Annotated in this window: 23 protein-coding genes; 14 read left to right on the top strand and 9 right to left on the bottom strand. The window is 67.2% G+C overall.

Annotated features, from left to right (window positions below; translation table 11 throughout):
* Window positions 1–18: 18 nt before the first annotated feature.
* Complete coding sequence (locus PQ455_RS04270; RefSeq protein WP_273689488.1) at window positions 19–1,569, bottom strand: cryptochrome/photolyase family protein; 1,551 nt, start codon at window positions 1,567–1,569, stop codon at window positions 19–21.
* A gap of 42 nt (window positions 1,570–1,611) precedes the next feature.
* Window positions 1,612–3,663: a TonB-dependent receptor gene (locus tag PQ455_RS04265; RefSeq protein WP_273689487.1), complete on the bottom strand. Its 2,052-nt coding sequence runs from the start codon at window positions 3,661–3,663 to the stop codon at window positions 1,612–1,614.
* A 269-nt stretch (window positions 3,664–3,932) separates the two neighbouring features.
* Here PQ455_RS04265 and PQ455_RS04260 point away from each other — a divergent pair, with 269 nt between their 5' ends.
* From PQ455_RS04260 to PQ455_RS04245, 4 genes are all read left to right on the top strand, one after another.
* Window positions 3,933–5,897: a DUF4394 domain-containing protein gene (locus PQ455_RS04260; RefSeq protein ID WP_273689486.1), complete on the top strand. Its 1,965-nt coding sequence runs from the start codon at window positions 3,933–3,935 to the stop codon at window positions 5,895–5,897.
* Between the two features lie 22 nt (window positions 5,898–5,919).
* Complete coding sequence (locus PQ455_RS04255) at window positions 5,920–6,618, top strand: hypothetical protein (protein WP_273689485.1); 699 nt, start codon at window positions 5,920–5,922, stop codon at window positions 6,616–6,618.
* An 83-nt stretch (window positions 6,619–6,701) separates the two neighbouring features.
* Window positions 6,702–8,318, top strand: a complete 1,617-nt coding sequence (locus PQ455_RS04250) for a DUF4331 domain-containing protein (protein ID WP_273689483.1) — start codon at window positions 6,702–6,704, stop codon at window positions 8,316–8,318.
* An 11-nt stretch (window positions 8,319–8,329) separates the two neighbouring features.
* Window positions 8,330–8,587, top strand: a complete 258-nt coding sequence (locus PQ455_RS04245; RefSeq protein WP_273689482.1) for a hypothetical protein — start codon at window positions 8,330–8,332, stop codon at window positions 8,585–8,587.
* 71 nt (window positions 8,588–8,658) lie between these two features.
* Here the strand turns inward: PQ455_RS04245 and PQ455_RS04240 are convergent, their stop codons facing one another.
* Window positions 8,659–9,489: a DUF4198 domain-containing protein gene (locus tag PQ455_RS04240; protein WP_273689481.1), complete on the bottom strand. Its 831-nt coding sequence runs from the start codon at window positions 9,487–9,489 to the stop codon at window positions 8,659–8,661.
* A gap of 140 nt (window positions 9,490–9,629) precedes the next feature.
* On the opposite strand from PQ455_RS04240, the gene PQ455_RS04235 reads away from it, so the two are divergent.
* The gene (locus PQ455_RS04235; RefSeq protein ID WP_273689480.1) at window positions 9,630–10,238 is read left to right on the top strand and encodes a HupE/UreJ family protein; all 609 of its coding nucleotides are present in this window, start codon (window positions 9,630–9,632) and stop codon (window positions 10,236–10,238) included.
* Entirely contained in the window at window positions 10,235–10,720 is a 486-nt protein-coding gene (locus PQ455_RS04230; protein WP_273689478.1) for a hypothetical protein, read from the top strand. Before PQ455_RS04235 ends, PQ455_RS04230 begins: the two co-directional genes overlap by 4 nt.
* Window positions 10,721–10,808: 88 nt before the next feature.
* Here PQ455_RS04230 and PQ455_RS04225 read toward each other — a convergent pair whose 3' ends face one another.
* Both PQ455_RS04225 and PQ455_RS04220 read right to left on the bottom strand, forming a co-directional pair.
* Window positions 10,809–11,234, bottom strand: coding sequence for a hypothetical protein (locus PQ455_RS04225; RefSeq protein ID WP_273689476.1), 426 nt, complete (start codon window positions 11,232–11,234; stop codon window positions 10,809–10,811).
* A 101-nt stretch (window positions 11,235–11,335) separates the two neighbouring features.
* Window positions 11,336–12,256, bottom strand: a complete 921-nt coding sequence (locus PQ455_RS04220; RefSeq protein WP_273689474.1) for a LysR family transcriptional regulator — start codon at window positions 12,254–12,256, stop codon at window positions 11,336–11,338.
* A 110-nt stretch (window positions 12,257–12,366) separates the two neighbouring features.
* Here PQ455_RS04220 and PQ455_RS04215 point away from each other — a divergent pair, with 110 nt between their 5' ends.
* Window positions 12,367–13,488: an alkene reductase gene (locus PQ455_RS04215; RefSeq protein ID WP_273689472.1), complete on the top strand. Its 1,122-nt coding sequence runs from the start codon at window positions 12,367–12,369 to the stop codon at window positions 13,486–13,488.
* On the top strand, window positions 13,485–13,787 hold the full coding sequence (locus tag PQ455_RS04210; protein ID WP_273689470.1) for a nuclear transport factor 2 family protein: 303 nt from the start codon (window positions 13,485–13,487) through the stop codon (window positions 13,785–13,787). The genes PQ455_RS04215 and PQ455_RS04210 overlap by 4 nt, the downstream gene beginning before the upstream one ends.
* Window positions 13,788–13,800: 13 nt before the next feature.
* On the opposite strand, the gene PQ455_RS04205 is transcribed toward PQ455_RS04210, so the two are convergent.
* Window positions 13,801–14,217: an MFS transporter gene (locus PQ455_RS04205; protein ID WP_273689469.1), complete on the bottom strand. Its 417-nt coding sequence runs from the start codon at window positions 14,215–14,217 to the stop codon at window positions 13,801–13,803.
* Between the two features lie 304 nt (window positions 14,218–14,521).
* On the opposite strand from PQ455_RS04205, the gene PQ455_RS04200 reads away from it, so the two are divergent.
* From PQ455_RS04200 to PQ455_RS04190, 3 genes are read left to right on the top strand one after another with little or no spacing between them, the layout of a single operon-like run.
* Complete coding sequence (locus PQ455_RS04200; RefSeq protein ID WP_273689468.1) at window positions 14,522–14,980, top strand: (2Fe-2S)-binding protein; 459 nt, start codon at window positions 14,522–14,524, stop codon at window positions 14,978–14,980.
* 12 nt (window positions 14,981–14,992) lie between these two features.
* Window positions 14,993–17,260 carry a xanthine dehydrogenase family protein molybdopterin-binding subunit gene (locus tag PQ455_RS04195; RefSeq protein ID WP_273689466.1) on the top strand — a complete coding sequence of 756 codons (2,268 nt, stop codon included), beginning with the start codon at window positions 14,993–14,995 and terminating at the stop codon, window positions 17,258–17,260.
* A 17-nt stretch (window positions 17,261–17,277) separates the two neighbouring features.
* The gene (locus tag PQ455_RS04190) at window positions 17,278–17,631 is read left to right on the top strand and encodes a c-type cytochrome (RefSeq protein ID WP_273689465.1); all 354 of its coding nucleotides are present in this window, start codon (window positions 17,278–17,280) and stop codon (window positions 17,629–17,631) included.
* A gap of 22 nt (window positions 17,632–17,653) precedes the next feature.
* Here PQ455_RS04190 and PQ455_RS04185 read toward each other — a convergent pair whose 3' ends face one another.
* A complete protein-coding gene (locus PQ455_RS04185; protein WP_273689463.1) occupies window positions 17,654–18,340 on the bottom strand; it encodes a GntR family transcriptional regulator in 687 nt (228 codons plus the stop codon).
* 262 nt (window positions 18,341–18,602) lie between these two features.
* On the opposite strand from PQ455_RS04185, the gene PQ455_RS04180 reads away from it, so the two are divergent.
* Window positions 18,603–19,343 carry an SDR family NAD(P)-dependent oxidoreductase gene (locus PQ455_RS04180; protein ID WP_273689462.1) on the top strand — a complete coding sequence of 247 codons (741 nt, stop codon included), beginning with the start codon at window positions 18,603–18,605 and terminating at the stop codon, window positions 19,341–19,343.
* A 42-nt stretch (window positions 19,344–19,385) separates the two neighbouring features.
* Here PQ455_RS04180 and PQ455_RS04175 read toward each other — a convergent pair whose 3' ends face one another.
* Both PQ455_RS04175 and PQ455_RS04170 read right to left on the bottom strand, forming a co-directional pair.
* On the bottom strand, window positions 19,386–20,006 hold the full coding sequence (locus PQ455_RS04175; RefSeq protein WP_273689461.1) for a TetR/AcrR family transcriptional regulator: 621 nt from the start codon (window positions 20,004–20,006) through the stop codon (window positions 19,386–19,388).
* Window positions 20,007–20,094: 88 nt separating this feature from the next.
* Window positions 20,095–22,398, bottom strand: coding sequence for a TonB-dependent receptor (locus PQ455_RS04170; protein WP_273689460.1), 2,304 nt, complete (start codon window positions 22,396–22,398; stop codon window positions 20,095–20,097).
* A gap of 550 nt (window positions 22,399–22,948) precedes the next feature.
* On the opposite strand from PQ455_RS04170, the gene PQ455_RS04165 reads away from it, so the two are divergent.
* On the top strand, window positions 22,949–23,812 hold the full coding sequence (locus PQ455_RS04165; RefSeq protein WP_273689459.1) for an SDR family NAD(P)-dependent oxidoreductase: 864 nt from the start codon (window positions 22,949–22,951) through the stop codon (window positions 23,810–23,812).
* A 23-nt stretch (window positions 23,813–23,835) separates the two neighbouring features.
* Window positions 23,836–24,399, top strand: a complete 564-nt coding sequence (locus PQ455_RS04160; RefSeq protein ID WP_273689457.1) for a nuclear transport factor 2 family protein — start codon at window positions 23,836–23,838, stop codon at window positions 24,397–24,399.
* Window positions 24,400–24,409 lie beyond the last annotated feature (10 nt).

Here is a 24,409-nt window from a genome sequence, read left to right as displayed (position 1 = left end):
CTCCCGGCGCCAACACCGCTACTTCGCCCACCCCACGGCCGCCGGTTCGAGCGTATCGAGAAACGCAGACGCGTTCGCGCGATAGGCGTCGCGAACCTCCGGCTTCATGCGATCCCAGTTCGAGTACATGTGCACCATGCGGCGGTTGCGGCGGAAGCGGCGTTCGTGACGGGCGAGGAAATCCCAGTAGAGGGCGTTGAACGGGCAGGCATCGGGGCCGACCTTCTGCTTCACGTCGTAGCGGCACCGGCCGCAATGGTCTGACATGCGATCGATATAGGCGCCGCCGCCGGCATAGGGCTTTGTGGCGAGGCGGCCGGCATCGGCATGCTGGCTCATGCCGATCACGTTGGGCAGTTCCACCCATTCATAGGCATCGGCGTAGACCACCAGGAACCAGTCGGCGACATCCTGCGGCCGGACGCCTGCCAGCATGGCGAAATTGCCCAGCACCATCAGCCGCTGGATATGGTGGGCATAGCCATGGTCGCGGGTGTTGCGGATCGCTTCGGCGAGGCACAGCATGTCGGTCTCGCCGGTCCAGTAGAATTCGGGCAGCGGCCGCGTCGCGCCGAGCGCGTTGGCGGCCGCGACATCCGGCATCTCCATCCAATAATAGCCGCGAACATATTCGCGCCAGCCGATGATCTGGCGGATGAAGCCCTCCGCCGCGTTGAGCGGCACATCCCCTGCATGATAGGCGCGGGCGGCGGCCCCGGCGACCTCGAGCGGGGTCAGCAGGCCCAGGTTCAGCGCGGGGCTGAGCCAGCTGTGGTAGAGCCAGTCCTGTCCGGTCACCATCGCATCCTGATAGGTGCCGAAATCGGGCAGCGCCGTCCGCACGAAATGGGCGAGCGCGCGGCGCGCCTGCCCGGCGGTCACGGGCAAGGCAAACTTCTCCAGCCGTCCGAAGTGACCGGCGAAACGCTCCGCCACCAGCGCGATGACGTCCCGCGTCGTCTCGTCGGGCGCGAAGTGCATCGGTTCGGGATAGTTGAGACCGTGTTTCGGCGGCGCGCGATTGTCCTTGTCGAGGTTCCACTGCCCGCCTTCGGGCTGGCCGTCGGCGGTCATCAGCAGGCCAGTCTTGCGGCGCATCTCGCGATAGAAATATTCCATCACCAGATCGTTGCGCGCCTGCGCCCAGGTCTGGAATTCGAGGATGCCACACAGGAAGCGGTCATCGACCAGAATATCGACGGGGATGCCGAAGCGCTTCGCCCAGCCGCCGATCATCATCTTTACCCGCCACTCGCCGGGCTCGACGATGCGGATCGCGCTTGGACGGTGGCGTTCGACCGCGCGCGCCACTTCGCCGGTGAAGCTGCCGCTGTTATCGGGATCGTCGAGGCGGATGTAATCGACCGTCCATCCCCGTCCGCGAAGCTCGTCGGCGAAATGGCGCATGGCCGACAGGATCAGCGCGATCTTGCGCTTGTGGTGGCGGACGTAGGTCGTCTCGTCGGCGACCTCCATCATCAGGACGACGGCATCGCTTGGCGGAGCATCGCGGAGAGCCGCGAGATCGTGGGTGAGCTGATCGCCGAGGATGGGAATGAGGATCGTCATGGCGCGAGGCAAACGCTTGGGCCGCAGATCAGCGCCATCGAACTAGAACGACGCTCGCACCGATACCCTCACCTGTCGCGGCTCAACCGGATGGACGTGATAATCCTCGACCCCGCCCGCCGCTTCGCCCTGTAGCCGCGATGCGTAGAAATAGGTGATGTCGTTGTCCTTCGAGCCGAAGGCGTTGAGCAGGTCCACGCCCAGCTTGAAGCGACCGACGCGGTAGTAGGTGCCGAGGTTCACCAGCGTCGTGGCGCGCGAGCGGGCGGTGTTGTCCTCGATCAGGGGGGCGGCGCCGAAGTGGCGGAGGCGGGCGGAGGCGGAGAGGCCGCTGGGCAGGTCGATCGCGGCGCCGAGGGACAGGACGTTGCTCGCCGAATTGGGGATGCGGGTCCGGCCGGGGGCGACGCCCCGGAAGCGGGCGTGGCTGAGGGCGGCGGAGCCATCGAGTGCCAGCCAGGCAAGCGGGCGCCAGAAGAGGGTCGCCTCCCCGCCGTAGCGGCGGGTGGCGTCGTTGGGTTCGGTGGTGCCGCCGTCGCCGGAGAACACCAGTTCCGAGCCGAGGGTGAGATAATAGGCCACCAGCGAGGCGCTGAAGCGCGATCGTTCGTAGCGGGCGCCCACTTCCGATCCGCGCGCCTTGACCAGCAATTGCACCCGATCGGCCGGGTCGCCGGTGACGGGATCGATGCGGATGGTGGCGCCGCGCGCGTCGTTCGAATGGAAGCTCTCGCCGTAATTGGCGTAGAGTTCGAGATGATCGGCGGCCCGCCAGGCGAGGGCCGCGTTGGGGCCGAGAATGAAATCCGTGCCCCTGCCCGAATTGGCGGCAAGCGTCTGCGCGCGGACCTTGTAGCCGTAGAGATCGCCGCGCAGACCGAGGGTCAGGCGGAGGCGATCGGTGGGCGCCACGGTCGCCTGGCCGTAGAGCGCGCCGCTCGCCTCATCCACCTTGTCCTGCCGGACGGGCGCGCCGCGCATGCCGGCGATGCTGTCGTAAAGGCCGATCTTGCCGATCGCGTCGTAGCGACCTTCGCTGCCGAGGGTGACGGTGACCGGCAACCTGCCGATCGTGGTGGGGAAATCGCGGGCGAGCGATCCGCCGAAGATCAGTCGCCGGTCGCGCTGCTGGAATTCGTCGCCATTAACCGGATCGTCGAGGAAGTAGGTGAAGTTGGAGGTGAGGCGAAAACTGTAGGCGATGGTGTAGAGATTGATCGCGGTATCGGCGGCGCGGCCGGTGGCGGTGAGGCCGATGCGGGTGGTGGTGCCGCCAAGGTAGGGATCGATATTGCCGAAGCGGCCGATCAGGCCGCTATCGACCGCGCGCTGCGGCACCTGATCGGTCGCGGCCCAGGTGGCGTGATAGCCGGTGAGGCCGAGGCTCCAGTCGCCGGCCGTATATTTGACGAGGCCGTTCACCTTGCGCAGCCGTTCGTCGAGCACCCACGGGCCATCGGAGAGAGTGCCGTCGATCGCGGCGAGCAGATGGCCGTCGCCGAGGCTGGCGCTGCCGGCCGCCAGCGCGCGATAATAGCCGAAGCTGCCGACCGTCGCCTCGATCAGCGGCGCGTGGAGCCGGTCGACAGTGGTGAATTTCACCGTACCCGCCGCCGAGAAATCGCCGGTGTCGGCGAAATACGGGCCTTTGCGATAATCGATCCGCTCGACCAGCTCGGGGATCAGGAAATTGAGGTCGAGATAGCCCTGGCCGTGCCCGTGGGTACGCATGTTGACCGGCGCGCCATCGACAAAGCCCGCGAAATCGGTGCCGTGATCGAGATTGAAGCCGCGCAGGAAGTATTGGTTGGCCTTGCCGGTGCCCGAGTGCTGGGTGGCGATCACGCCCGGCACGTTCTCGACCAGTTCACCAACGCGCGACAGCGGCCGGTCCTCGAAATCGCGATAGCCGACCACGCCCTGCGAGCCGGACAGCGCCAGGCCGATCTGCGGCAGCGAGCGGCCGTAGACGACGATCTCGCCCTCGCTGGAAAGCGACCGATCGATCACTGGGATCGCCGGCCCTGTCTGCGCGACGGCATCCCCCGCAATGCCCACCAGACAAACCGCCGCCATCACGATCGCCGCCCGCATCCGCTTCCCCCTCTGCGATGGCGCTCGCACGCGGCGCCATACCCGACCGCTACGCAGCAAAACGCCGCTCGGGTGCATCTCAAAAATAATTTATCGGGCGCTGAAACTTTGTACGCCGCGCCTCCGTATCAAAAACTAGCCAAAATGCGCCAATTTTGAATTTATGCGTTTCCTATTGAAATCAATGTTTTGCGTGAAAATAAATCTTGCCCTCCGATGAACGAAATCGCCGGGCAATAGTTTTACTCGCAACAAAAGGGGGGATTTCCATGCGCGTGACGTATTTCAGGCCGCTTGTTCTGGCTTCGACCACCGCGCTGGCGCTGGGCATGGCCGGGGGCGCGTCGGCGCAGACCCTTCAGACCGTGGGCGCGGGCAACACGCTGGTTTCGATCGGCGCGACGGCGCCCGGAACGGTGACACGATCGGTCGCGATCACCGGCGTGGCCGCCGGCACCACGATCGGCGGCATCGACTATCGCCCGGCCAGCCCGCGCGTCCTCTACGGCGTCAGCAACGTCGGCCAGCTCTATGCGATCAACTCGCGCACCGGCGCCGCGACGGCGGTCGGCACCCCGGCCATCCCGACGATCTCGTCGATCGCGCTCGATTTCAATCCGACGGTCGATCGTATCCGCCTCATCACGCAGGTCGGTCAGGATGTGCGGATCAACCCCGATAATGGCGCGCTCGCCGCGATCGACGGGCCTATCGCCTACGCCACGACCGATGCGAGCGCCGGCCAGATCGCCACGGTGGCGGGCGCGGCTTATACCAACAGCGTCGCCGGCGCGACGACGACCACGCTGTATGTGATCGACAATCGCGGCGGCCTCGCGCCCGCCCGCCTCGCGACGCAGGGCAATGCGACGGTCTCGCCCAACAACGGCACCTTGTTCACGGTCGGCTCGACCGGCGTGGCCAGCACCGGGTCGGTCGGTTTCGATATCTCGCGTGAAGGCGCGGCCTATGCGACGCTGACCAACCCGACGACGGGCGTGACCTCGCTCTATTCGATCAACCTGACGACGGGCGCGGCGACGCTGATCGGCGCGCTTTCCGGCAACACCACCTATAACGGCCTCGCGGTGCAGCTGGCATCCTTCGCGTCGATGGGCACGACGCCCAATCAGGCGGCGGTGGGCGGCGTGCTCGACGGCTTCGTCGGCCTGCCTTCCGGCAACACGCTGGCGCTGTTCAACGCGATCGACGGCACCTTCGCCACGCCCGGCGCGCAATCGGCGGCGCTGCTGGCGCTGAGCCCGGCGGCCTACAGCAATCTGCCCGATATCTCGCTGAACGCTGTGGAATCGCAGGAGACGACGATCGGCCGCGTCACCCGCGCCGGCCGCACCGGCGCGGCGATGGGCGACGGCTCGCGCGCGGCGCTGGACGCCGACGGCAAGGCCAACCTCTGGATCTCGGGCGGCTCGCGCTATGGCCGCTACAAGGCGGCGATTGATCGCTACGGCGCCGATACCGACGAATATCACTTCATCGGCGGCGCGGATTATCAGATCATGCCGACGGTCGCGGTCGGCGCGTTCGGCGGCTACAGCAGCACCAACGCCCACCTCGGCCCCAACGCGTCGCGCGGGCGGCTGGAGAATGGTTTCGGCGGCCTCTATGCCACCGCATCGGTCGGCCCGGCCTATGTGACCGGCTGGGGCAGTTACAACGACCTGACCTGGGCCGTGACCCGCAACGTTGCGATCGGCGCGTTCAGAGACAGCAATTCGGCGCGCACCAAGGGCACGGTCTATGCCGGCGGCGGCACTCTGGGCCTCGCCTACGACTTCGGCGGGTTCGAGTTGGAGCCGACCGCCTCGGTCCGCTACGCCTACACCAAGATCGACGGTTTCATCGAGCTGGGCGGCGTAAGCGCGCTGACCATTTCGCGGGCGCGGGATGAATCGCTGCGATCGAACCTCGCCCTGCGCGCGGCCAAGTCGTTCGAGATCATGGGCGCGACGGTGAAGCCCAGTGTCCACGGCGGCTGGTATCACGAGTTCCAGAACCGCCAGCACCTCATCAGCGCCAGCTTCCTCAACACGGCGACGCCGACGCCCTTCACCTTCACGACAACCGCGCTGCGCCGGAATTACTACAACGCCGGCGGGTCGCTCGACATCGGCGGCGGCGGGCCGATCTCCTTCTTCGCGGGCTATGATGTCCAGTTCGACAAGGATCGCGAATTCTACAACATGACGCTCGGCATGAAGCTGGCGCTGTGATCGGCGGGGCGCGGAGATAGCAATGTCCGCGCCGACCCGTCGACGCTGGATGGTGGTGCCGGTCGTGGCGCTGCACGCGGCCGCGCTGGGGCTGATCGCCATGGCGCATGGCGCGCCCGTAAACGCGCCCGCCGCAGGGCGATCGATCGCGTTGTTCGATGTCGCGTCCGCCCCGGCCGAAATGCCGGCGGTGACCGAGGCGGCGCCCGACGCGGAGCCGGTGCCGGCACCGATCATCCCGGTCGCGCTGGTTCCCACCCCGCTTTCGATCGCGCCGCCGGTGATGGCGATCACCGATACCTCGACGGGGATCGGCGAGCCGTGCGATCTGGCGGCACGGGTGCGCGACGCGCTGCGGGGCGATGCGGCGGTGCAGGCGAGCCTCGGCCGCCTGCCGCATGACGCCCGATCGGTCGCCAATGCGGTGATGCTGTGGGACGGCCGCTGGATCGACGGCGCCGACCGGGCGAGCCATCGCGCGCTCGATACCGTGCGGCAGGCGGTGCTGGCGACGGTCGCGCAGGCGCCCGGCATATGCCGCACCGAAACGCAGACCGGCCCCAGCCTGCTGACCTTGGCCGGCCCGCCGGACACGGTGCTGGCCCTCGGTTCCGGCCAATGGCGGTGGGACGATCTGTTCCTCACCGCCGGACCGCCGGTGGCCAACGAAATTCGAGGCCCGCGCATCGCGGGTGCAACTTCGCCCTCGCCGGGCACGTAGCTTCGGTGAGGGCTAGGTCCATCGACCATCGGGAATATCCGGACGGCGCGGCCGTGCGGCGGAATGAACAGGGAGAGACGGGAATGAAGCTGCTCGGGAAATTCGCGCTTGGTACGGCGATGGCATCGCTCTGCCTGGCCAACGCCACCGCATTCGCCTCCAGCCACCGGGAAGCGCCCGGCATCACCGAGCGGCCGAAGGTGGACAATACCGACGTCTACGCCTTCCGCAGCTACGAGCCGGGCCGCGAGGGCTTCGTGACGATCATCGCCAATTTCCAGCCCGACCAGAGCCCCGGCAGCGGCCCCAATTACTTCACGATGGACCCCGATGCGATCTACGAGATCCACATCGATAACGACGGCGACGCCATCGAAAACCTGACCTACCAGTTCAAGTTCACCAACACGCTGCGCAACGGCACCGGCATCACCCTGCCGATCGGCGACAAGACCCTGCCGATCGCGCTGCGCGCCGCCGGTCCGGCGACCGCCACGGACCAGTCGAACGTGGGCGAACTGGAGACCTACACCGTCACCCAGATCACCGGCGATCGCCGCGCCGGCACCCGCGCCGCCATCGCGGCCTCCACGGGCGGATCGACCACCTTCACCAAGCCGATCGACAATACCGGCAACAAGACTATCCCCGATTACGCCGGCTACGCCAACCAATATGTCTACAACGTCGCGCTGCCGAGCTGCTCGACGGCGGGCCGCGTGTTCGTCGGCCAGCGTGCCGAGGCGTTCGCGGTCAATCTGGGCGAAGTCTTCGATCTGGTGAATTTCGTGCCGATCGAGGGCGACAGCGCACCGGGCGCCAATGACGGCCGCGGCTTCCCCGGCGGCATCCGCCAGAGCCGCAACAACGACGATCTCGTCGGCAAGAAGAACGTCACCTCGATCGCGATCGAGCTGCCGATCACCTGCATCACCGGCGGCGGCAACGGCGTCGTCGGCGTGTGGTCGACCGCCAGCCTGCCGCAGGCCGAATTGCGCGACCCGACGCCGACCTATGCGGTGCCGGCGCTTCAGGGCGGCGCCTATGTCCAGGTCTCGCGCCTGGGTATGCCGCTCGTAAACGAGCTGGTGATCGGCCTGAACCAGAAGGATCTGTTCAACGCCGTGAAGCCCACCGCCGACGCGGCGCTGGGCGATTACGTCACCAATCCGACGCTCCCGGCGATCCTCGATCGCCTGTTCCGCGCGCCGGTGAACGCGACGCTGGGCACCAGCTTCACCAATCTGGCGCCCAACAACTTCCCGCGCAACGATCTGGTCGCGACCTTCCTGACCGGTATCCGTACGCTCAACCAGATGTCGCGCGTGACGCCATCGGAGATGATCCGCCTCAACACCGCGATCGCGCCGACCCCGCGCGCCACCCAGAGCACCTTCGGCGTGGCGGGCGACGATCTCGCCGGCTTCCCCAACGGGCGCCGTCCGGGTGACGATACGGTGGACATCACCCTGCGCGTGGCGATGGGCCGCCTGTGCCATCCGGTGCCGATCAACCGCGTCGCCACCGATCTCGGCCTGTGCACCCCCGCCAACGCGCCGACCGGCATGGTCGCCTATACCGATGGCGCGCCGATCAGCGCGCGGGATCTGGGTACGGGCTTCCCCTACCTCAACACGCCGATCCCCGGCTCGCCGCGCACCGCCCGCAACGCGGCCGCCGCCGCGCCGGCCGTCCAGTGAAGGGCCCGATCATGACGCGCAGTCTCCGCAACCTCGGCATGGTGGCCCTCGGGCCACTGATCCTCTCGGGCTGCGGCGGGGGGAGTGCCGGCGGGACCGCCAGCACCCCCTCCCCCACGCCAACGCCGACCGCGACGGCCAGCATCCAGTCGCGCATCAGCACGCCTTTCGCCGCGGCGTTCGACGCGGCCAGCACGGCCACGGCCAACAAGCCCGCCGCGACCGACGTTCCGGCCGTCAACCTGACGGCCGAACCGATCGACAACTGATCCGTCCTGCCTGGCGGATAGACACCCACGGCGTACCCGACGCCGTGGGTGTCATCATGTCCGGGTCGGTCTCAGCGTCGTTTGGGGCCGTAGCCGAAGGTGAGGCTGGAAAAGGTCGTCTCGAAATCCGCTGTCGGATTGCCCCTGATCGGCTTGGTCCAGATCACGTTGATCAGCCATGCGCCATGATCGGGCACGGTGAAGATCGCCCGGCCGGCCCTGTCGCTGCGATGCGTTTCCAGTGGGCGGGTGTCGAAATCGAGGTTGGTCAGCTTGACGAGCGCGCCCGCCAGCGGCCGCCCCTCGAACAGGATGCGCACCGGCAAGGGCTCGTCGGCCTTGAGGCGATAGGGGTCCTTCTCGGGCACGATCTCCAGCGTGAGGCCGACCGGGCGGGTGACCTGCGGCTGCGGCGCATCGGTCGGGCCGACCTGGATCAGCGCCTTCACCCGCCGGCTGTAGGTTTCGCGACCGTTGGCGTTGGTCTGGCCGGTGCGCTGGCGCAGGGCGAGCGCGGGGGTCAGCCCCTCTTCCGCCGCGAAGCTGTTGTAGCGCAGCGCCGGCAGGTCGCTCGCCGCCGGCGTGGTCTGCATCGCCAACACATAGGTGCCCGGTCTGGCGAAGCGCAGTACGCCGTTGCCGCCGCTGCTGTTGCCCAGGTCGGCGCGATGATCCTGCCGCCCGTCGGGGCCGACAGCGATCAGGAACTTCACCCGCGCCGGATCGCCCGACCAGCGTTCGCGCGCCGGGCCATGGCCCACCAGCACCGAAAAGGGCGCGGCGGCGGGTGCCGGGAACTGAAAGCCCTTGGGCTGGAGCCAGAAATCATGCGCCAGCGCCGGCGCCGCGATCGCCACGCCGACACCCACCGTCAAAGTGATCGGCAACCCGTATTTCGCCATGCGATCCGCTCCCTGCATCCTGTCGTTGCCGCCGTTCGTATCACAACCGGGCGACGAAGGTTTGACTTGATCCCGATCGCTGCGCCAAGCCGGTGACACGGGCGGCCCGTCGAACGATTCCCTCTACGCAAGGATTTGGCATGTCGTTTCGTTCCGGCCCCTCGCCCTTGCTGAAAATCATCGCGGCGCTGGCGCTGGTCCTGCTCGCCGGTCCGGCATCGGCGCATCTCGACGAGTCGCTGACCGGCGGCTTCCTCGCGGGTTTCCACCATCCCTTGTCCGGGCCGGATCATCTGCTGGCGATGGTGGCGGTGGGCATCTGGGGCGCTTTCCTCGGCCGGCCGCTGGTGGTGCTGCTGCCGGTGATCTTCCCCACGGTGATGGCGTTCGGCGGCGCGCTGGGGATGGCGGGCGTGCCGATGCCGCCGGTCGAGATCGGCATCGCGCTGTCCGTGCTGCTGCTGGGCGGGGCGATCGCCTTCGCCTGGCGCGCGCCGGTGTGGATCGCGGTGACCTTGGTGGCGATATTCGCGATCTTCCATGGCTATGCCCATGGCGCCGAGCTGCCCTCGATCGCCGACCCGATCGCCTTCAGCCTGGGCTTCGTGCTGGCGACCGGCCTGCTCCACGTCGCCGGCATCCTGCTCGGGCTGCTCAACGACAGGCCGGGCGGCGAGATCGCCACGCGCGTCGTCGGCGGGCTGATCGCGGCGACGGGCGTCTATTTCCTGTACCGGGCAATCCCGTGAGAGGCGGCGCGCTTCCGGCGGCGCTGCTGTGCGTCGCCTTCGCCCTGATGCTGGCCTTCGCGCCCCGCCGGGTGGTGTTGCCCGCGATCCTGCTGACGGCGGGCGCCGCCGTGGCCGGCAGCTTCCTGCCCATCGGTGGCCCCTCGATCGAGATCGCCTTCCTCGCCTGCTGGGCCATCCTGATCCTCGCCTGCGCGCTGATCCACCTGCCCGGCGGCGTGCCGACGTGGCTGGCGCTGGCCCTCGCCCCGATGGCCGGGCTGGCCGCCGGCGCCGTCATCGCGGGTGAAGGCGCCCGAACCGATCTGTGGCGCGCCCTCCCCTGCCTGCTCCTCACCCTGCCCGCCCGCCTGATCCTGGCGCGAGGCTGGCAGATCGCGATCAAGGTGGTGAGCAGTTGGCTCGTCGCCGTCGCCCTGCTCGCCGCCTTGCTGCCGCAGATGGCCAAGACGCCGGGATATGTCGCGGATCACATGGATTGACTCTGTCAGAGCAGGTGCATCTGCCGTTGGGAAACGCCAGGTAGCGCGGCGATATGCCTCGCCATCAGAAGCCACCCAGCCCGTTTCGCTATTTCAACTCATTGCCCGAGGTGATCCGCCTCGTTGTGATAACCACCTGGGCAATGCCGCTCGCCCGCATCAGATCGCCCGTGTGATAGTGCCAGGCCACCTGTAGCTTGTTCACGTTCTGCGGCATGATCTGGGTCAGCGGCGACCATTTGTCGCCGAACCAGCTGCGACCGTAGGCTGTCCAGTCATCGTCGGACACGCCGGCATAATTGGCCGTCACCGCCGCGCGGGGTCCGGGGAGCGTGCCATCCTGATCGTGGACGTCCCGTGCGAGCGATACCAGACCCACGACCGTGGCGACGCCGAGCGCGAACATCAAGGGGCCGGCCTTGGCCCTCAAGGAAGTCCCCGGCCGCAGGCGGCGCGTAATCCACGGTGTCGCGAGAAGCGCCCCCATCAGGAAGATGAGATCGCCGCGCGGCACGAGCGGCCACCAGTCAAAGCCGATTTCCCAAACCGCCCAGATGACGGTGCCGAGAATGACGGCCGCGAACAGGTGATCGAGGCGGCGACTACCCGCGACGGTTACGGGTTGAAGCCCGATCCCGCCATGCTGGCGGCGTCGGCGAGCGCATCGATGACGACGCGCAGCTTCGGCTGGAGATAGCGGGACGCCGGCCACACCGCGTGGATCGGCATTTCGGCGCCGGCGCATGCATCGAGCACGGGCACGAGGCGGCCGGCGGCCAGTTCGTCGGAAATCAGCCAGGTCGGCAGCTGGCACAGTCCGCCGCCGGCGAGCGCCGCCTGCACCATCGCGTCACCGTCGCTGAATTCTAGGCGTACGTGGATTTCGTGGCGGGCGACCGCGCCCGTTTCGTCCTTCAGCAGCCAGGTGGGCCTCGGCACGCGCCGCCAGCCGATGATGCAGTCGCGCGTCAGCAAGTCCCGCGGCGTCGCGGGCGCGCCCTGCGCGGCGATATAGGCGGGCGACGCGCAGATCAGCAGCCGCTGCGTGCCCAGTCGCCGGGCCGTCAGGTCGGCATCGTCGCCCAGCGATCCGATCCTGACGGCGAGATCGACGCCCTCGTTGACGATGTCGGTCGTGCGCTCGGTGAACATCACGGACAGGTCGAGGCGCGGATGGCGCGCCGTGAGGCCCATCAGCACCGGCATCACATGCCGACGCCCGAAGGCGGCGGGCAGGTTGAGCCGGATCGTTCCGACCGGACTTTCGCGGCCGGTGGTGATGCCGCTCTCCACGCCGTCGAGATCCTCGAGGATGCGGACGCAGGCCTCGAAATATTCCTGGCCCTCGCTGGTCAGGGTCAGCCGCCGGGTCGTCCGGTGCATCAGCTTGGTGCCGAGCTTCGCCTCGAGACGGGACAGGCTCTTGCCGACGGCGGAACTGGTGACGCCCAGGTGGGCCGCGGCGGACGTGAAGCTGCCGTTGCGTACGGTCGTGACGAACTCGGCAAGGCCCGTGAAGCGGTCCTGATGGATCATTGTAGAGCTGTGGGATGAAGTGTCTTGCCTTACAAGCGGATTATCTTGCGCCGGTGAAGGGATAGATCGGCTGTGACCTCTCGACCGCTGTATCCCGAAGGATTCCCGCCTTGCGCACGCTGTTCTCCCCGTTCGACCTCGCCGGTCTCGCATTACCGAACCGTATCGTCATGGCGCCGATGACGCGCGCCCGCGCGATCGACACGATTCCGGACGATCTGACCGTGCTATATTATCGTCAGCGCGCGACGGCCGGCCTGATCGTCAGCGAAGGCGCGCCGGTCTCGATCGAAGGGCGCGGCTATCTGTTCAACCCGGCGCTCTATACGCCCGAGCAGGCCGCCGGCTGGCGGCGGGTGACCGACGCCGTCCATGCGGAAGGCGGCCGCATCTTCGCGCAGCTCTGGCACGTCGGCCGCGTCTCGCACGCGACGCTCCAGCCCGATGGTCGGGCGCCTGTCTCCTCCGCCGCCACGCGCGGCCCCGCCTCTTGCGCTTTCGCTTATGGGGAGGACGGCACGCCCGGCCTCGTTCCCGTGAGCGAACCGCGCGCGCTCGAAACCGGAGAGATGGCGCGCATCACGCGGGATTTCGTGCGCGCCGCGCGCATGGCGATCGACGCCGGCTTCGACGGGGTCGAGCTGCACGGGGCGAACGGCTATCTGTTCGAACAGTTCGTCAACGGCACGCTCAACCGGCGCGACGACCGATATGGCGGCTCGATCGAGAACCGCCTGCGCTTCATGCTGGAGACGATCGACGCGCTCGTCGCCGAGGTCGGCGGGAACCGGGTCGGCGTTCGCATCTCGCCGTTCGGCCGCCTGTTCGACATGCACGCCTATCCCGACGAAGCCGAAACCTGGGTCGCGGCGGCCGCCGCCTTCAACGCGCGTCCGCTCGCGTATGTGCATCTCAGCGACCAGCTGACGATCGGCGCCGAGCGGATGCCCGAGGGCTTTGCCCACGCCTTCCGCCAGGCCTATCGCGGCACGCTGATCGCCGCCGGCGGGTTCGATCGGGACAGCGCCGAGGCGGCGCTGAAGTCCGGCGACCTCGATCTGGTCGCCTTCGGGCGGCCCTTCATCGCCAACCCCGATCTCGTCGACCGCCTGCGGAACGGCCACCCCCTCGCCGTTCCCGATCGCGCCACCTGGTACGGGCCGTCGGGCGAGAAAGGCTATACGGATTATCCGACATGGCCGCAGCAGGCTGCGACCGAGACCGCGGCGTGAGCGGCGCGGCGATCGGGGGCCTCGACCCGCGTCTCGCGGCGCTGCTCGATCGCGAAGAGATCCGCGAGCTGCGCCTTCGATATTCACGCTGCCTGGACAGCGGCGACTTCGACGCCTTCGACAGCGTCTTCGCCGCCGATGCACGGGTGATCGTCACCGTGGGCGAGATGCAGGGGACCGAGGCGATCGAGGCCGGCCTGGCCGACGCCTATCGGCAGTTCGATCGCGACGGCCGGGGCCATTACCCGTTTTCCGCACGTCGTCGCCAATCACCGGATCACGCTCACGGGCGACGATGAGGCGGCGCGCCGGCTATGCCGCCGTCGCGACCTTCTCGGCGGTCTGCGGTGTCGCCGCGCTGATCCTGATCCCGCCGTTTCGCAGGACCACCTGAAGGATGCAGATGGCGTAGAATATCCGGATGTCGCCGTTCATCAGCGCGATCGCCACATAGCTGAGCGGGAAGCTGACGACGCCGACCGACGCGACCCGCCGCACGCCATAGAGATCGGCCAGCCGCCCGGCGATCGGCACGCACACGAAGATCAGCAGCACCACCGTGCCCGTCATCGCCCATTGCGCGCGGGTCCAGGCGAATTCCTTGATGAGGTAGGGGGCGAAATTGCTCGCGACGAAATTGTTCAGCGACAGCGCCGAGCCGACCCCCAGGAAGCAGGCCGTGAGCGGCCGCCAATTCTGTCGAAACTCGCTCAGATCCAGCTTTGCCATCCGTCCTTCTCCCAGCTTTTGCCCGATTGCTACCGCACGCCACGCCCGGGGTCACCGCACCGGTCGCCGAAGCCGCCCCGGCGATGAATGCGCAATTGTATAAGGCGGGACGCGGTTCGTAAGATGATTCCAACGGTGACGCGCTTGACATGCTGAGCATATGCACAGCATTTCATGTGCCAATCAGCGTGGCTCTGGCGTCACGCCCAAGACCGGACGACGGAAAGTCTCGTCGATCCGGCTGAAGGAGAGACGATCCGATGGCACCCGATTTCATGCCCCGCCCCGTTCAGCGGAGGCCCTGATGGCGGCGATCCGCTTGCGGGTGAACGGCGTGGCGCAATCGCTGGACATCGATCCGGCGACGCCGCTGCTGTGGGCGCTGCGCGACCATCTCGGGATGACGGGCACCAAATTCGGCTGCGGGATCGCCCAATGCGGCGCCTGCACGGTCCATCTCAACGGCGAGGCGACCCGATCCTGCCAGGTGCCGTTGGAAAGCGTGGCAAACGCGGAGATCGTGACGATCGAGGGGCTGGCGCATCACGGCGGCGCCCGCCTCCAGACGCTGTGGAACGAGCTGAACGTGCCGCAATGCGGTTACTGCCAGGCCGGCATCCTCATGGCCGCGGCCGATCTGCTGAAGAAGATTCCCCGGCCGGCGGACGCCGACATCGACGCGGCGGTCTCGAACATCTGCCGCTGCGGCACCTACCCCCGCGTCCGCGCCGCGATCCACCGCGCCGCGCTCGAACCGGCCTGACGGACGATCGCCATGAACAGCATCACCCTCGATCGCCGCCGCTTCATCCTGGTCTCCGCCGCCGTCGGCGGGGGCTTCGCGCTCGGCATCGGCCGCGCCGTCGCGCGCGAGGCCGATCCGGTCCAGAGCGGCCCATGGGGACCGGACAGCCCCCATGGCAGCGAGTTCGGCGCCTGGATCGAGATCGCCCCGGACGATATCGTGACGGTGCGCGTGCCCCAGCCCGAGATCGGCAACGGCGCCATGACCCAGGCGGCGATGACGGTGACGGAAGAGCTGGCGTGCGACTGGGGGAAGGTGCGCGTCGCCTTCGCCTCGATCCAGCGCAACCATATCGAAAACGGCGTCTATGCGGTCGGCTTCCAGCCGTTCTTCGGCGGGCACAGCACCGCCGCCAAGCGGATGGCCCATTTGCTCCAGCTCGGCGCCAGCGCGCGGGAGCGGCTGAAAGCGGCGGCGGCGGCGCGATGGGGCGTGTCCGCCACCGACATTGCCGTGAAGGACAGCGTGCTGAGCCATGCGGCGACGGGGCGCACCCTGCGTTTCGGCGAAGTGGCGGCCGACGCCGCCAGGATCGGCCTGCCCGCCGAGCCGACGCCCAAGCCGCGCGGCGAATGGCGGCTGATCGGCAAGGCATCGCTCCCCAAGCTCAACGTCCCCGCCATCGTCCACGGCACGGCCGCCTACGGCATCGACGTTCGCGTGCCGGGCATGCTGCATGCCGCGCTGCTGCAATGCCCGGTGCACGGCGGCAGGCTGAAGCGCCACACGCCCGAAGCGGTGCGCGCCATGCCGGGCGTCCGCGCGATCGTGGTGATCGATCCGGCGAAATCGCGCGGCAGCCCCGTGCAGGACAAGAGCACCTTCGGCATGGGCGATACCACCGCGCAGAGCGGCGTCGCGGTGATCGCCGATCATTATTGGCAGGCGCGGCAGGCGCTGGAGGCCCTGCCGGTCGAATGGGATCTGGGCGGCGGGACGCAATGGGCCGATGCGGAGGCGATCTACACCGCCGCCCGCGCCCTTCGCGGCAAACCCGGCTGCGAGATACTGAAAGCCGCCGGAGAGATGGCCAAGGCGAGCGGCACGCGCGTCGTCGAGGCGGATTACGGCACGCCGTATTGCGAGAATGCCGCGATGGAGCCGCTCAACGCGACCGTGCTGGTGACGGCGGATCGCGCGGAGGCCTGGGTGGCGACGCAGGACCAGCAGCAGGCCTATTGGGTGGTGATCGACGAGACCGGATTGCCGCCCGAAAAGGTGACGGTCCACCAGACCTTCGTGGGCGGCGGTTTCGGCCGGCGGACGCAGGCGGACGACGTCCGCATGGCCGTCGCCGTCGCCAGGGAATTTCCCGGCCGGCCGATCAAGGTGATCTGGTCGCGCGAGGAGACCTTCCGGCAGGGGCGCTACCGCACGCCGATCTTCGCCCGCTATCGCGCGACGCTGGACGACGCGACCGGCCTGCCCAATGCGGTCGAGGGAGACATGGCCTATGTCGGCACGCGCCAGACGTTCAAGCTGCCGCTGGGCTATTCGGACCAGCCCTACTTCCATGGCGGGGCCATTCCGAACATCCGGCTGACCGGCGCGAGCCTGCCGATCCATATCCTCAACGGCGCCTGGCGCGCGCCCTGCTACAACAGCCATGTCTTCACGCTGGAGACGTTCATCGACGAATGTGCCGTCGCCGCCGGGATCGACCCGCTGGACTATCGCCTCAAGCTGCTCGCCCACTGGGGGAAACCGTGGAGCGACGCGCTGCGACTGGCGGCGGAGAAAGCGGGCTGGGGCGGCAAGCTGCCCCGCGGCGAGGGGCTCGGCATCGCCATTTCCTGCTGGCCCGTCGCCAGCATCCCCGACAACGGATCGGTCGTGGCGACGGTGGCGCGGGTCGCGGTCAGCAAGGCAGGTGAATTGCGCGTCGCGAAGGTGGATGTCGCCTTCGATTGCGGCAGCATCGCCAACCCCAACGCGGTGCGCGCCCAGATCGAGGGCGGCACGATGTTCGGCCTCAACGCGGCGCTGTTCGAGGAACTGACGGTCAAGAACGGCGCCATCGTCGAAGGCAATTTCGACGAATATCGCATGACCCGCATCCACGAGGCGCCGGCGATCGACATCCACTTCGGGGCGCTTTCCGGCCATGAGCGGATGGCGATCATCGGCGAGGCGCCGACCGGCCCGATCCAGCCGGCGATCGGCAACGCGATCTTCGCCGCCACGGGCAGGCGCCTGCGCCGGACCCCTTTCACCAAGCAGGATATGAGTTGGTCGTGATGACGCGGGAGACAGGCATGATCGTTCGCATCGTCGCGGCGCTGGCGCTGGCATCGGCCGCCCCGGCGATCGCCCAGCAGAGCGGCGAGCAACTGTTTCGCCAGCGCTGCCAGGCCTGCCACGCGACCGATCCGGCCAAGCCCGCGATCCTGGCGCCGAACCTGCGCGGCGTGGTCGGCCGAAAGGCGGCCGCGACCCCGTTCGCTTACTCGCCGGCGCTGAAGGCGGCGAAACTCACATGGTCCGCCGAGACGCTCGATGCCTATCTCGCCGGCCCGGCCAAGCTGGTGCCGGGGACGCGGATGATGATCAGCATCGCTGACGCCAGGCAACGCGCCGCGTTGATCGACTATCTCGCCACCCTGAAATGATCGGCGCCCGGCCTGCTCACGCCTAGAAGGTGCTGGTCCTCACCACGGGCGCCGCGCCGATCAGATAGCCGTAGTTGACGAGGCCGATGCGGGTGCGGCGGATGTGCATGACCAGGGTCGCCTGCGCCGTCTCCACCTCGCGCCGCTCGAACGCGCCGAACAGCAATTTATGCTCGGTCTGCATGATCCGGGCGCCGTTCTTCAGCGACAGCTTCGTATAGGCGCGGCGATAGGGCTGGGTCGTATCCCACAGCCGCTCGACGATCTGCGCGAGCTGCGGCGCATTGTGGCGGCGATAGGCGGCGAAATGGAATTGCCGGTCGAGCGGGAGATACGCCTCGACGTCGGTCACCGCGTCCAGCCGGTCGAGGATGTCGCGCATCTCCTCGATGTCGCCGTCCGTCAGGTGCGGCACGCTTTCCTCGAGCAGCATCGGTTCGAGCCGCTCGCGGATCTTGTACGAGACCTCCATGTCGTGCGTGGTCATGCTCGTGACCCGCGCGCCGGCGTTGGCGCGCAGCGAGACGAGGCCGCGCGATTCCAGAATCCGCAGCGCATCCCGCACCGGGATGCGGCTGATGTTGAGTTCCTCGGTCAGCACGTCCTGCTTGATCCGCTCGCCGGGCTTGAGTTCGCCCGAGAGGATACGTTCGGCCAGCAGATCGGCGACACGCTGGCTGACGACGGGGGAATGATCGGTGGGTTTCATGCGGTTTCCGTCGTGTTCGCCTGAAAGCAGGCACATGGTTCGTCACGGACGCCAATTGCCCGTAACCTTTGCGCTCCGCTGATATCACCCCAGCGGTATATGTCGCCATATATACGATATCACGTCGCCTCGTTTGACTTGACCGCCTCGCCCCTGTGACATTCCGCCTCGCGGATCGAAGGCTGACACCGATGCGGCGCGGATCGATGTATCCAACCGAAGAAGCCAGCGCCGATCCCCTCATATGACAAGGGAGAGAGAGATGTCGCTGCAAGGTAAGGTCGCGGTCGTGACCGGGGCTGCCCGGGGCCTGGGGCGGGCCATCGCCATTCACCTCGCCAGGGATGGCGCCGCCGTCGGCGTATGGGATCTGAACGGTGCCGGCGCCGAAGAGACCGCCGCCATGATCCGCGACGCGGGCGGCCAGGCCGTCGCCGCCGCCTGCAACTCCGCCAAGGCCGACGAGATCGCCCGCGCGCTGGAAACCACCCATGACGCGCTCGGGCCGGTCTCGATCCTCGTCAACAACGCCGCCCTCTCCCCGTTCGTGAAGTTTGAGGACATCACCGAGAAGGTGTGGGACGATCTGATGGCGATCAACATGAAGGGGCCATTCCTCTGCTGCAAGGCGATGATCCCGGACATGCTGGCGGGCGGCTGGGGCCGGATCATCAACATCTCCTCCTCGTCGGCGCAGGGCGGATCGCCGTGGCACGCCCATTACGCCGCGTCGAAGGGCGGCGTGATCGGCTTCACCAAGGGGCTGGCGCTGGAATATGCCCAGCGCGGCATCACCGTGAACAACGTGCCGCCGGGCTTCGTGAATACCGAAGGCCTGCGGGAATCGCCGGTCGACGTGACGATGGTCTCGTCGATCTCGCCGATGCGCCATCCCGGCCGGCCGGAAAACATCGCCGCCGCCGTCGCCTTCCTCGCCTCCGAGGACGCCGACTACATCACCGGCCACACGCTGAGCGTCAACGGCGGCCGCTATCTGAACTGATGGGCGGGGTGGCGGCCCGCCGGGTCGCCGCCCGTCCGTGGATCAGGCGTCGATCGGCGCGCTGGCCTTCGATCGACGCCGGGCGGCCCTGGCGGGGCCCGCGATCAGGTCGCGCACGATCGCCAGCGTCTGAGCGTGCCCGCCCGACATGCCGAGCGCCTCCTCGAACCCCATGCAGCGCGTCAGGCTTTCGATGATGAAGGCGACGGCGGGCGCGGGCCATTGGGCCGTGTCGATGCCGCGCGCCTTCAGCATGCCCGACAACAAGACGCTCTGCCGCTTGCGATAGGCTTCGCCGAAATCGGCGATGGCGGCCTTCAGCACCTTGCGATGATTGGCCATGGCCACGAATTCGATGCTGAGCGCCGAACTGGTGGCCGTACGGCTCATCTCCCACAGCGCTTCCAGCGGATCGTCCGCGTCGAGCACCGCCATCTGCCTGTCGGCCAAATCCTCCGCCACGCGATGGAACAGCGCCAGGAACAGATCGTCCATCGTGCGGAAATAATAATGGACGAGTTGCGGCTTCAGCCCGGCGACGGCCGCCAGCTGCCGCGAGGTGACGGCGGCATAGCCCTTGTCGCACATCAGCTGCTGGGCCGCGTCGAGCAGCGCCGTCCGCGTGGCCGAGCCTTCGTCGCCAACCCGCCGCGTCGCGGCCATAGGCCTGTCCTCTCATCCCGTACGCCGACCATCGCCGCACCGGACGAATATAACGCCGGCCGCCCCGAAAGGCGACCGACGCCCCCTTTTAGAAGTTGAACCCGGCCCGCACGCCATAGGTGATCGGCTCGGCGAGGCTGCCATAGTCACCGTTGGAATTGCCGGTCGAGGTGATGCGATAGCGGCGGTTGGTCAGGTTCCGCCCGAAGATGCCGATGTGGTAGGTGCCGGTCGGATCGGTCCAGGTGATCGTGCCGTTGACCAGCGCGTAATGCTTCTGGCGATAGCGCTGCTGGTTGGCGAGCGCGCCGGCCAGCGGCCCGAACAGCGAGGCGTTGTTGACCACATAGCTGTCGGTATAATTGACGTTGCCGGTGAACATCACGCCGCCGTCGCCCATCGGGATATTGTAATCGAAGCCGGCGTTGCCCGCGAAGCGCGGCGCGCGGGCCATCTGCTGGCCGGACCAGTTCTGCGGCTGGTTGATGACGTTGGTATCCGTCACCGGGTTGAGCCCCGTGCCGATCGCGTTGATGAAATTCTTGTAGCGGGCGTGGAGATAGGCGCCGCCGGCCCGCAGGTTGAGGTTCGCCACGGGGGTCACGGTGATCTGCGTGTCCATGCCGTAGATTTCGGCCTTCGGCGCATTCTGGAACTGGCTGAAGAAGGATTGGCAGGTATCGACCGCCGGCGGCGCCGGCACCGGCCCGCAGGCGGCGTTGCGCGACGCCACGTTCACATGCAGATCCTTGTAATTGTAGACGAAGCCCGCGACGTCGAAGCGGAAGCCCCGGCCGGCCGTCTTGAGCCCCAGCTCATAGGCCTCGATCGTTTCGGGCCGCACGGCCGCCCAGGCCGACGCCACCGCCGGCGGCGTGAAGTTGAAGGCGCCGCTACGGAAGCCGCGCGACCAGGAGGCATAGACGTTGGTGCGCGGCGCGAATTCGTAGCGCACCGTGGCGCGCGGGGTGAATTTCGACCAGCCGTCGCCGCGCGAGAGCGGGCCGACGACGGCGACGCCCGCCGGGGTCGCCGTCAGGCTGTCGACATCCTTGCGATCGTCGCTGTAGCGCCCGCCCACGTTGATGCTGATCGAATCGCCCAGATGATAGGTCGCGTCTGCATAGACGGCCCAGGCCCTGGTGGTCTGGTGGCCCTTGATGTTGAAATTGACCGTGCCGTTGATCCCCAGCGACTGGGTGAACGGATCGTCGGTGATCTTGTCGTGATAATAGAGTCCGCCGACGATCAGATCGAGATTGTCGATCGCGTCGATCGTGAAGTCGGCGGCGTGCTGGAAGGTCTTCTGGCGGAAGCGGATCGCCGTCGCGCTGAGATCGCGGAAGGTGCCGTCATTGTCGAAACGCAGGCGCTGCCTGCTTTCGGAATAGCCGGTATAGGTCGTCAGCTTGCCGATGCCGACATTCCATTCGAGCTTCAGCGTGCCCTGATCGTTCGATGCCTTGGCATAGGTGTCGCCGTTGAAGGAGGCGGCGCGCTCATCGATCGCGCGCAGTGGCGGCGGCGCGACGGTCGACGCGATATGCGCGCGCGGCGTGAAGATGTTGCTGCGCGGATCATCGACATGGACGTAATTGTAGCCGACGGTCGCCTTGATGTCGGCCGAAAGGTCCGCCTCGAGCTTCACCCGCACCGCCGCCTGCCGGATCGGTGTCGCGCCGCCGGTGCTTTCGCCGATCTGCGTCGCGCTCGCCAGACGGATGTAGCTTTCGGTATGGCGATAATAGCCGGCGACGCCGATACGAATATTATCCGAGAGCGGGCCTGACACATAGGCGCTGGCGCGCTTGTCCTGGAAGCGGGCGTAGGTGATCTCCGATCGACCGGTCCAGGTGCTGGCGGGCGCCAGGGTGTTCATCAGGATCGCGCCACCCGTGGCGTTGCGGCCGTAGAGCGTACCCTGCGGCCCCTTCAGCACCTCGATGCTGGAAAGGTTGGGCAGGTCGGCGTTGATGACCAGCGGGCTCGGTTCGTAGAAACCGTCGACATAGACCGCGACGTTGTTCTCGATATTGTTGCCGTTGGTAAGCGTCGTCACGCCGCGCACGGTCGGCTGGGTGAAGGCGCCCGCGAAGTTCACCTGCGCGCCGGCGACGACCGCGCCGAGATCCTGGAAGGAGGTGACGCCGGCTTTGGCCAGCGCGTCGCCCTGCACCACCGAGATCGCCATCGGAACGTTCTCGAGCTTTTCCGCCCGGCGCTGCGCGGTGACGATGATCTCACCCGGCTCCGGCGTGGGCGCGGCGGCTGGCTTGGCGGCGGTCTGCGCCATGACCGGCGACGACAGGCCGGCGCCGATCACCACGGCCCCCAGCAGCGACAATTTCACGGATGCGGGGCGCATGCCCCCGGCGAACGCCATTATCTTCATCGACCTCTCCCCTGATGCCCGGTGGATCCCGGCCATTCTCTTCTCGTGATGACGCTGGCGAGCCGCCCTACACGGCGACTGCGGCCATCGCACCGGCCAACGAAATCCATCGACCCATTTTGCGATTGCTCAGCGTAAAGTATCCAATAACTAATAGCCGTCAACTCGGCCCGGAAACGCACACCGCACCAAACCCTAGCCAAACCCCCAGAAAATCGCGTTAATCGGCTTGCCCGCCTCCGCTGCATATCGCCCGAACGATCAAATCGCGATCTTTCATCATGCGCTCAATATGAATTGACTCCTCCATCGGGGCGGATCAGCAATATATACGAATTGGCGCATCGAAGAGCAGATCACGAAGGAGATCGACAAAACTCTGTCCGACACGGCCCAATTCGCATCGATATTGGATATCTTGTCGGTCTGTCAGCTGCGCCGCCGATCATCCGTTCGCCTTGGCCGGAAGCCGGAACAGGCATCGTCGAAGTCACCGACACCGGCCCTGCGGCCCAATCATAATGCAAAACCATCACGGGAGAGAGCGAGAGTGTCCGATAATATACCAATCGCGGTCGTTACCGGCGCCAGCCGTGGCGCGGGGCGCGGCATCGCCATCGGCCTCGGCAGTTACGGGCACACGGTCTACGTCACCGGCCGTTCCGAAAAGAAGGGCGACGCCAGCCTGCCCGGCACGATCTACGAAACCGCCGAGGCCGTCACGGCGGCGGGCGGCAAGGGTATCCCGGTGCGCGTCGATCATGCGGACGACGCGCAGGTGAAGGCGCTGTTCGACCAGGTCGAGGCCGAGCAGGGCCGGATCGACATCCTCGTCAACAATGCCGCCGCCGTCCACGACGAGCTGACCGCCCCCGGCAATTTCTGGGAGAAGCCCCTGTGGCTGGTCGACATGATCGAGGTCGGCGTCCGCAGCAGCTATGTCTCCAGTTATTATGCCGCGCCGATGATGGCCGCGCGGAAGAAGGGCCTCGTCGTCTTCACCTCGGGGTCCGGCGCGGCGCATTACGTCTTCGGCCCGGCCTATGGCGCGCACAAGGCGAGCATGGACAAGTTCGCCCACGACATGGGGGTCGAATTCCGCGACTTCGGGATCACCGCTCTGTCGGTCTGGATGGGCGCGCTGCTCACCGAGCGGCTGAAGATGGTGATCGAATCCGATCCGGTGAAGTTCGATTACGTGGCCAAGATGGCCGAAACGCCGGAATTCACCGGCCGCGTGCTGGGCGCGCTCTACGCCGATCCCGCCCTCCATGATCGCAACGGCCAGACGCTCATCATCGCCGACGTCGCCCGCGAATATGGCCTGACCGACGAGGACGGGCGCCAGCCGGTCTCCTACCGCGAGACCCACAAGGTGGCGCCACTCGTCCAATATCCCGCGATCATCCGCTGAGCCGACAGCAGCAGGAGCCGACCATGGCCGATACCGACCGTCTCGCGCAGCTGGAGCGCAAGCTGCAATATCTGATGGACCGCAGCGACATTCTCGACTGCATCGCGCGCAACGCGCGCGGCTGCGATCGCCACGACAGCGACGTGCTGAACAGCTCCTACCATGCCGACGGCACCGACGAGCATGGCGTGGTCATCAGTGCGGGCGACACCTATTCCGATTATGCCAACATGGTGCACGCGGCGAGCTGCCAGCAGAATCTGCACAACATCACCACCCATTCCTGCGAGATCGACGGGGATGAGGCGCATGCCGAAAGCTATGTGATCGGCCTGTTTCTCGCGCCCGACGGCCTGACCGGGCGACTGATCGCGGGCCGCTATGTCGATCGGCTGGAGCGGCGCGACGGCGCGTGGAAGATCGCGCTGCGGCGCTCGACCGTGGACGTGCTGCTGGTGGGCGACGCCTCGGTCGTCAACGAACAATTCTTCAAGGACATGGGCTATCTGAAGGGCATGCGCGACAAGACCGACGCATCCTATCAGCGCCCCCTGACCCTGGAGGAAACCCCCGGCGACCGCTGGTAGGCCGGGGCCG

The sequence above is a fragment of the Sphingomonas naphthae genome (assembly GCF_028607085.1).
Taxonomy (GTDB): domain Bacteria; phylum Pseudomonadota; class Alphaproteobacteria; order Sphingomonadales; family Sphingomonadaceae; genus Sphingomonas_Q; species Sphingomonas_Q naphthae.
The sequence above is the reverse complement of the archived record's forward strand: the minus strand, read 5'-3'. Positions and strand labels throughout refer to the sequence as shown.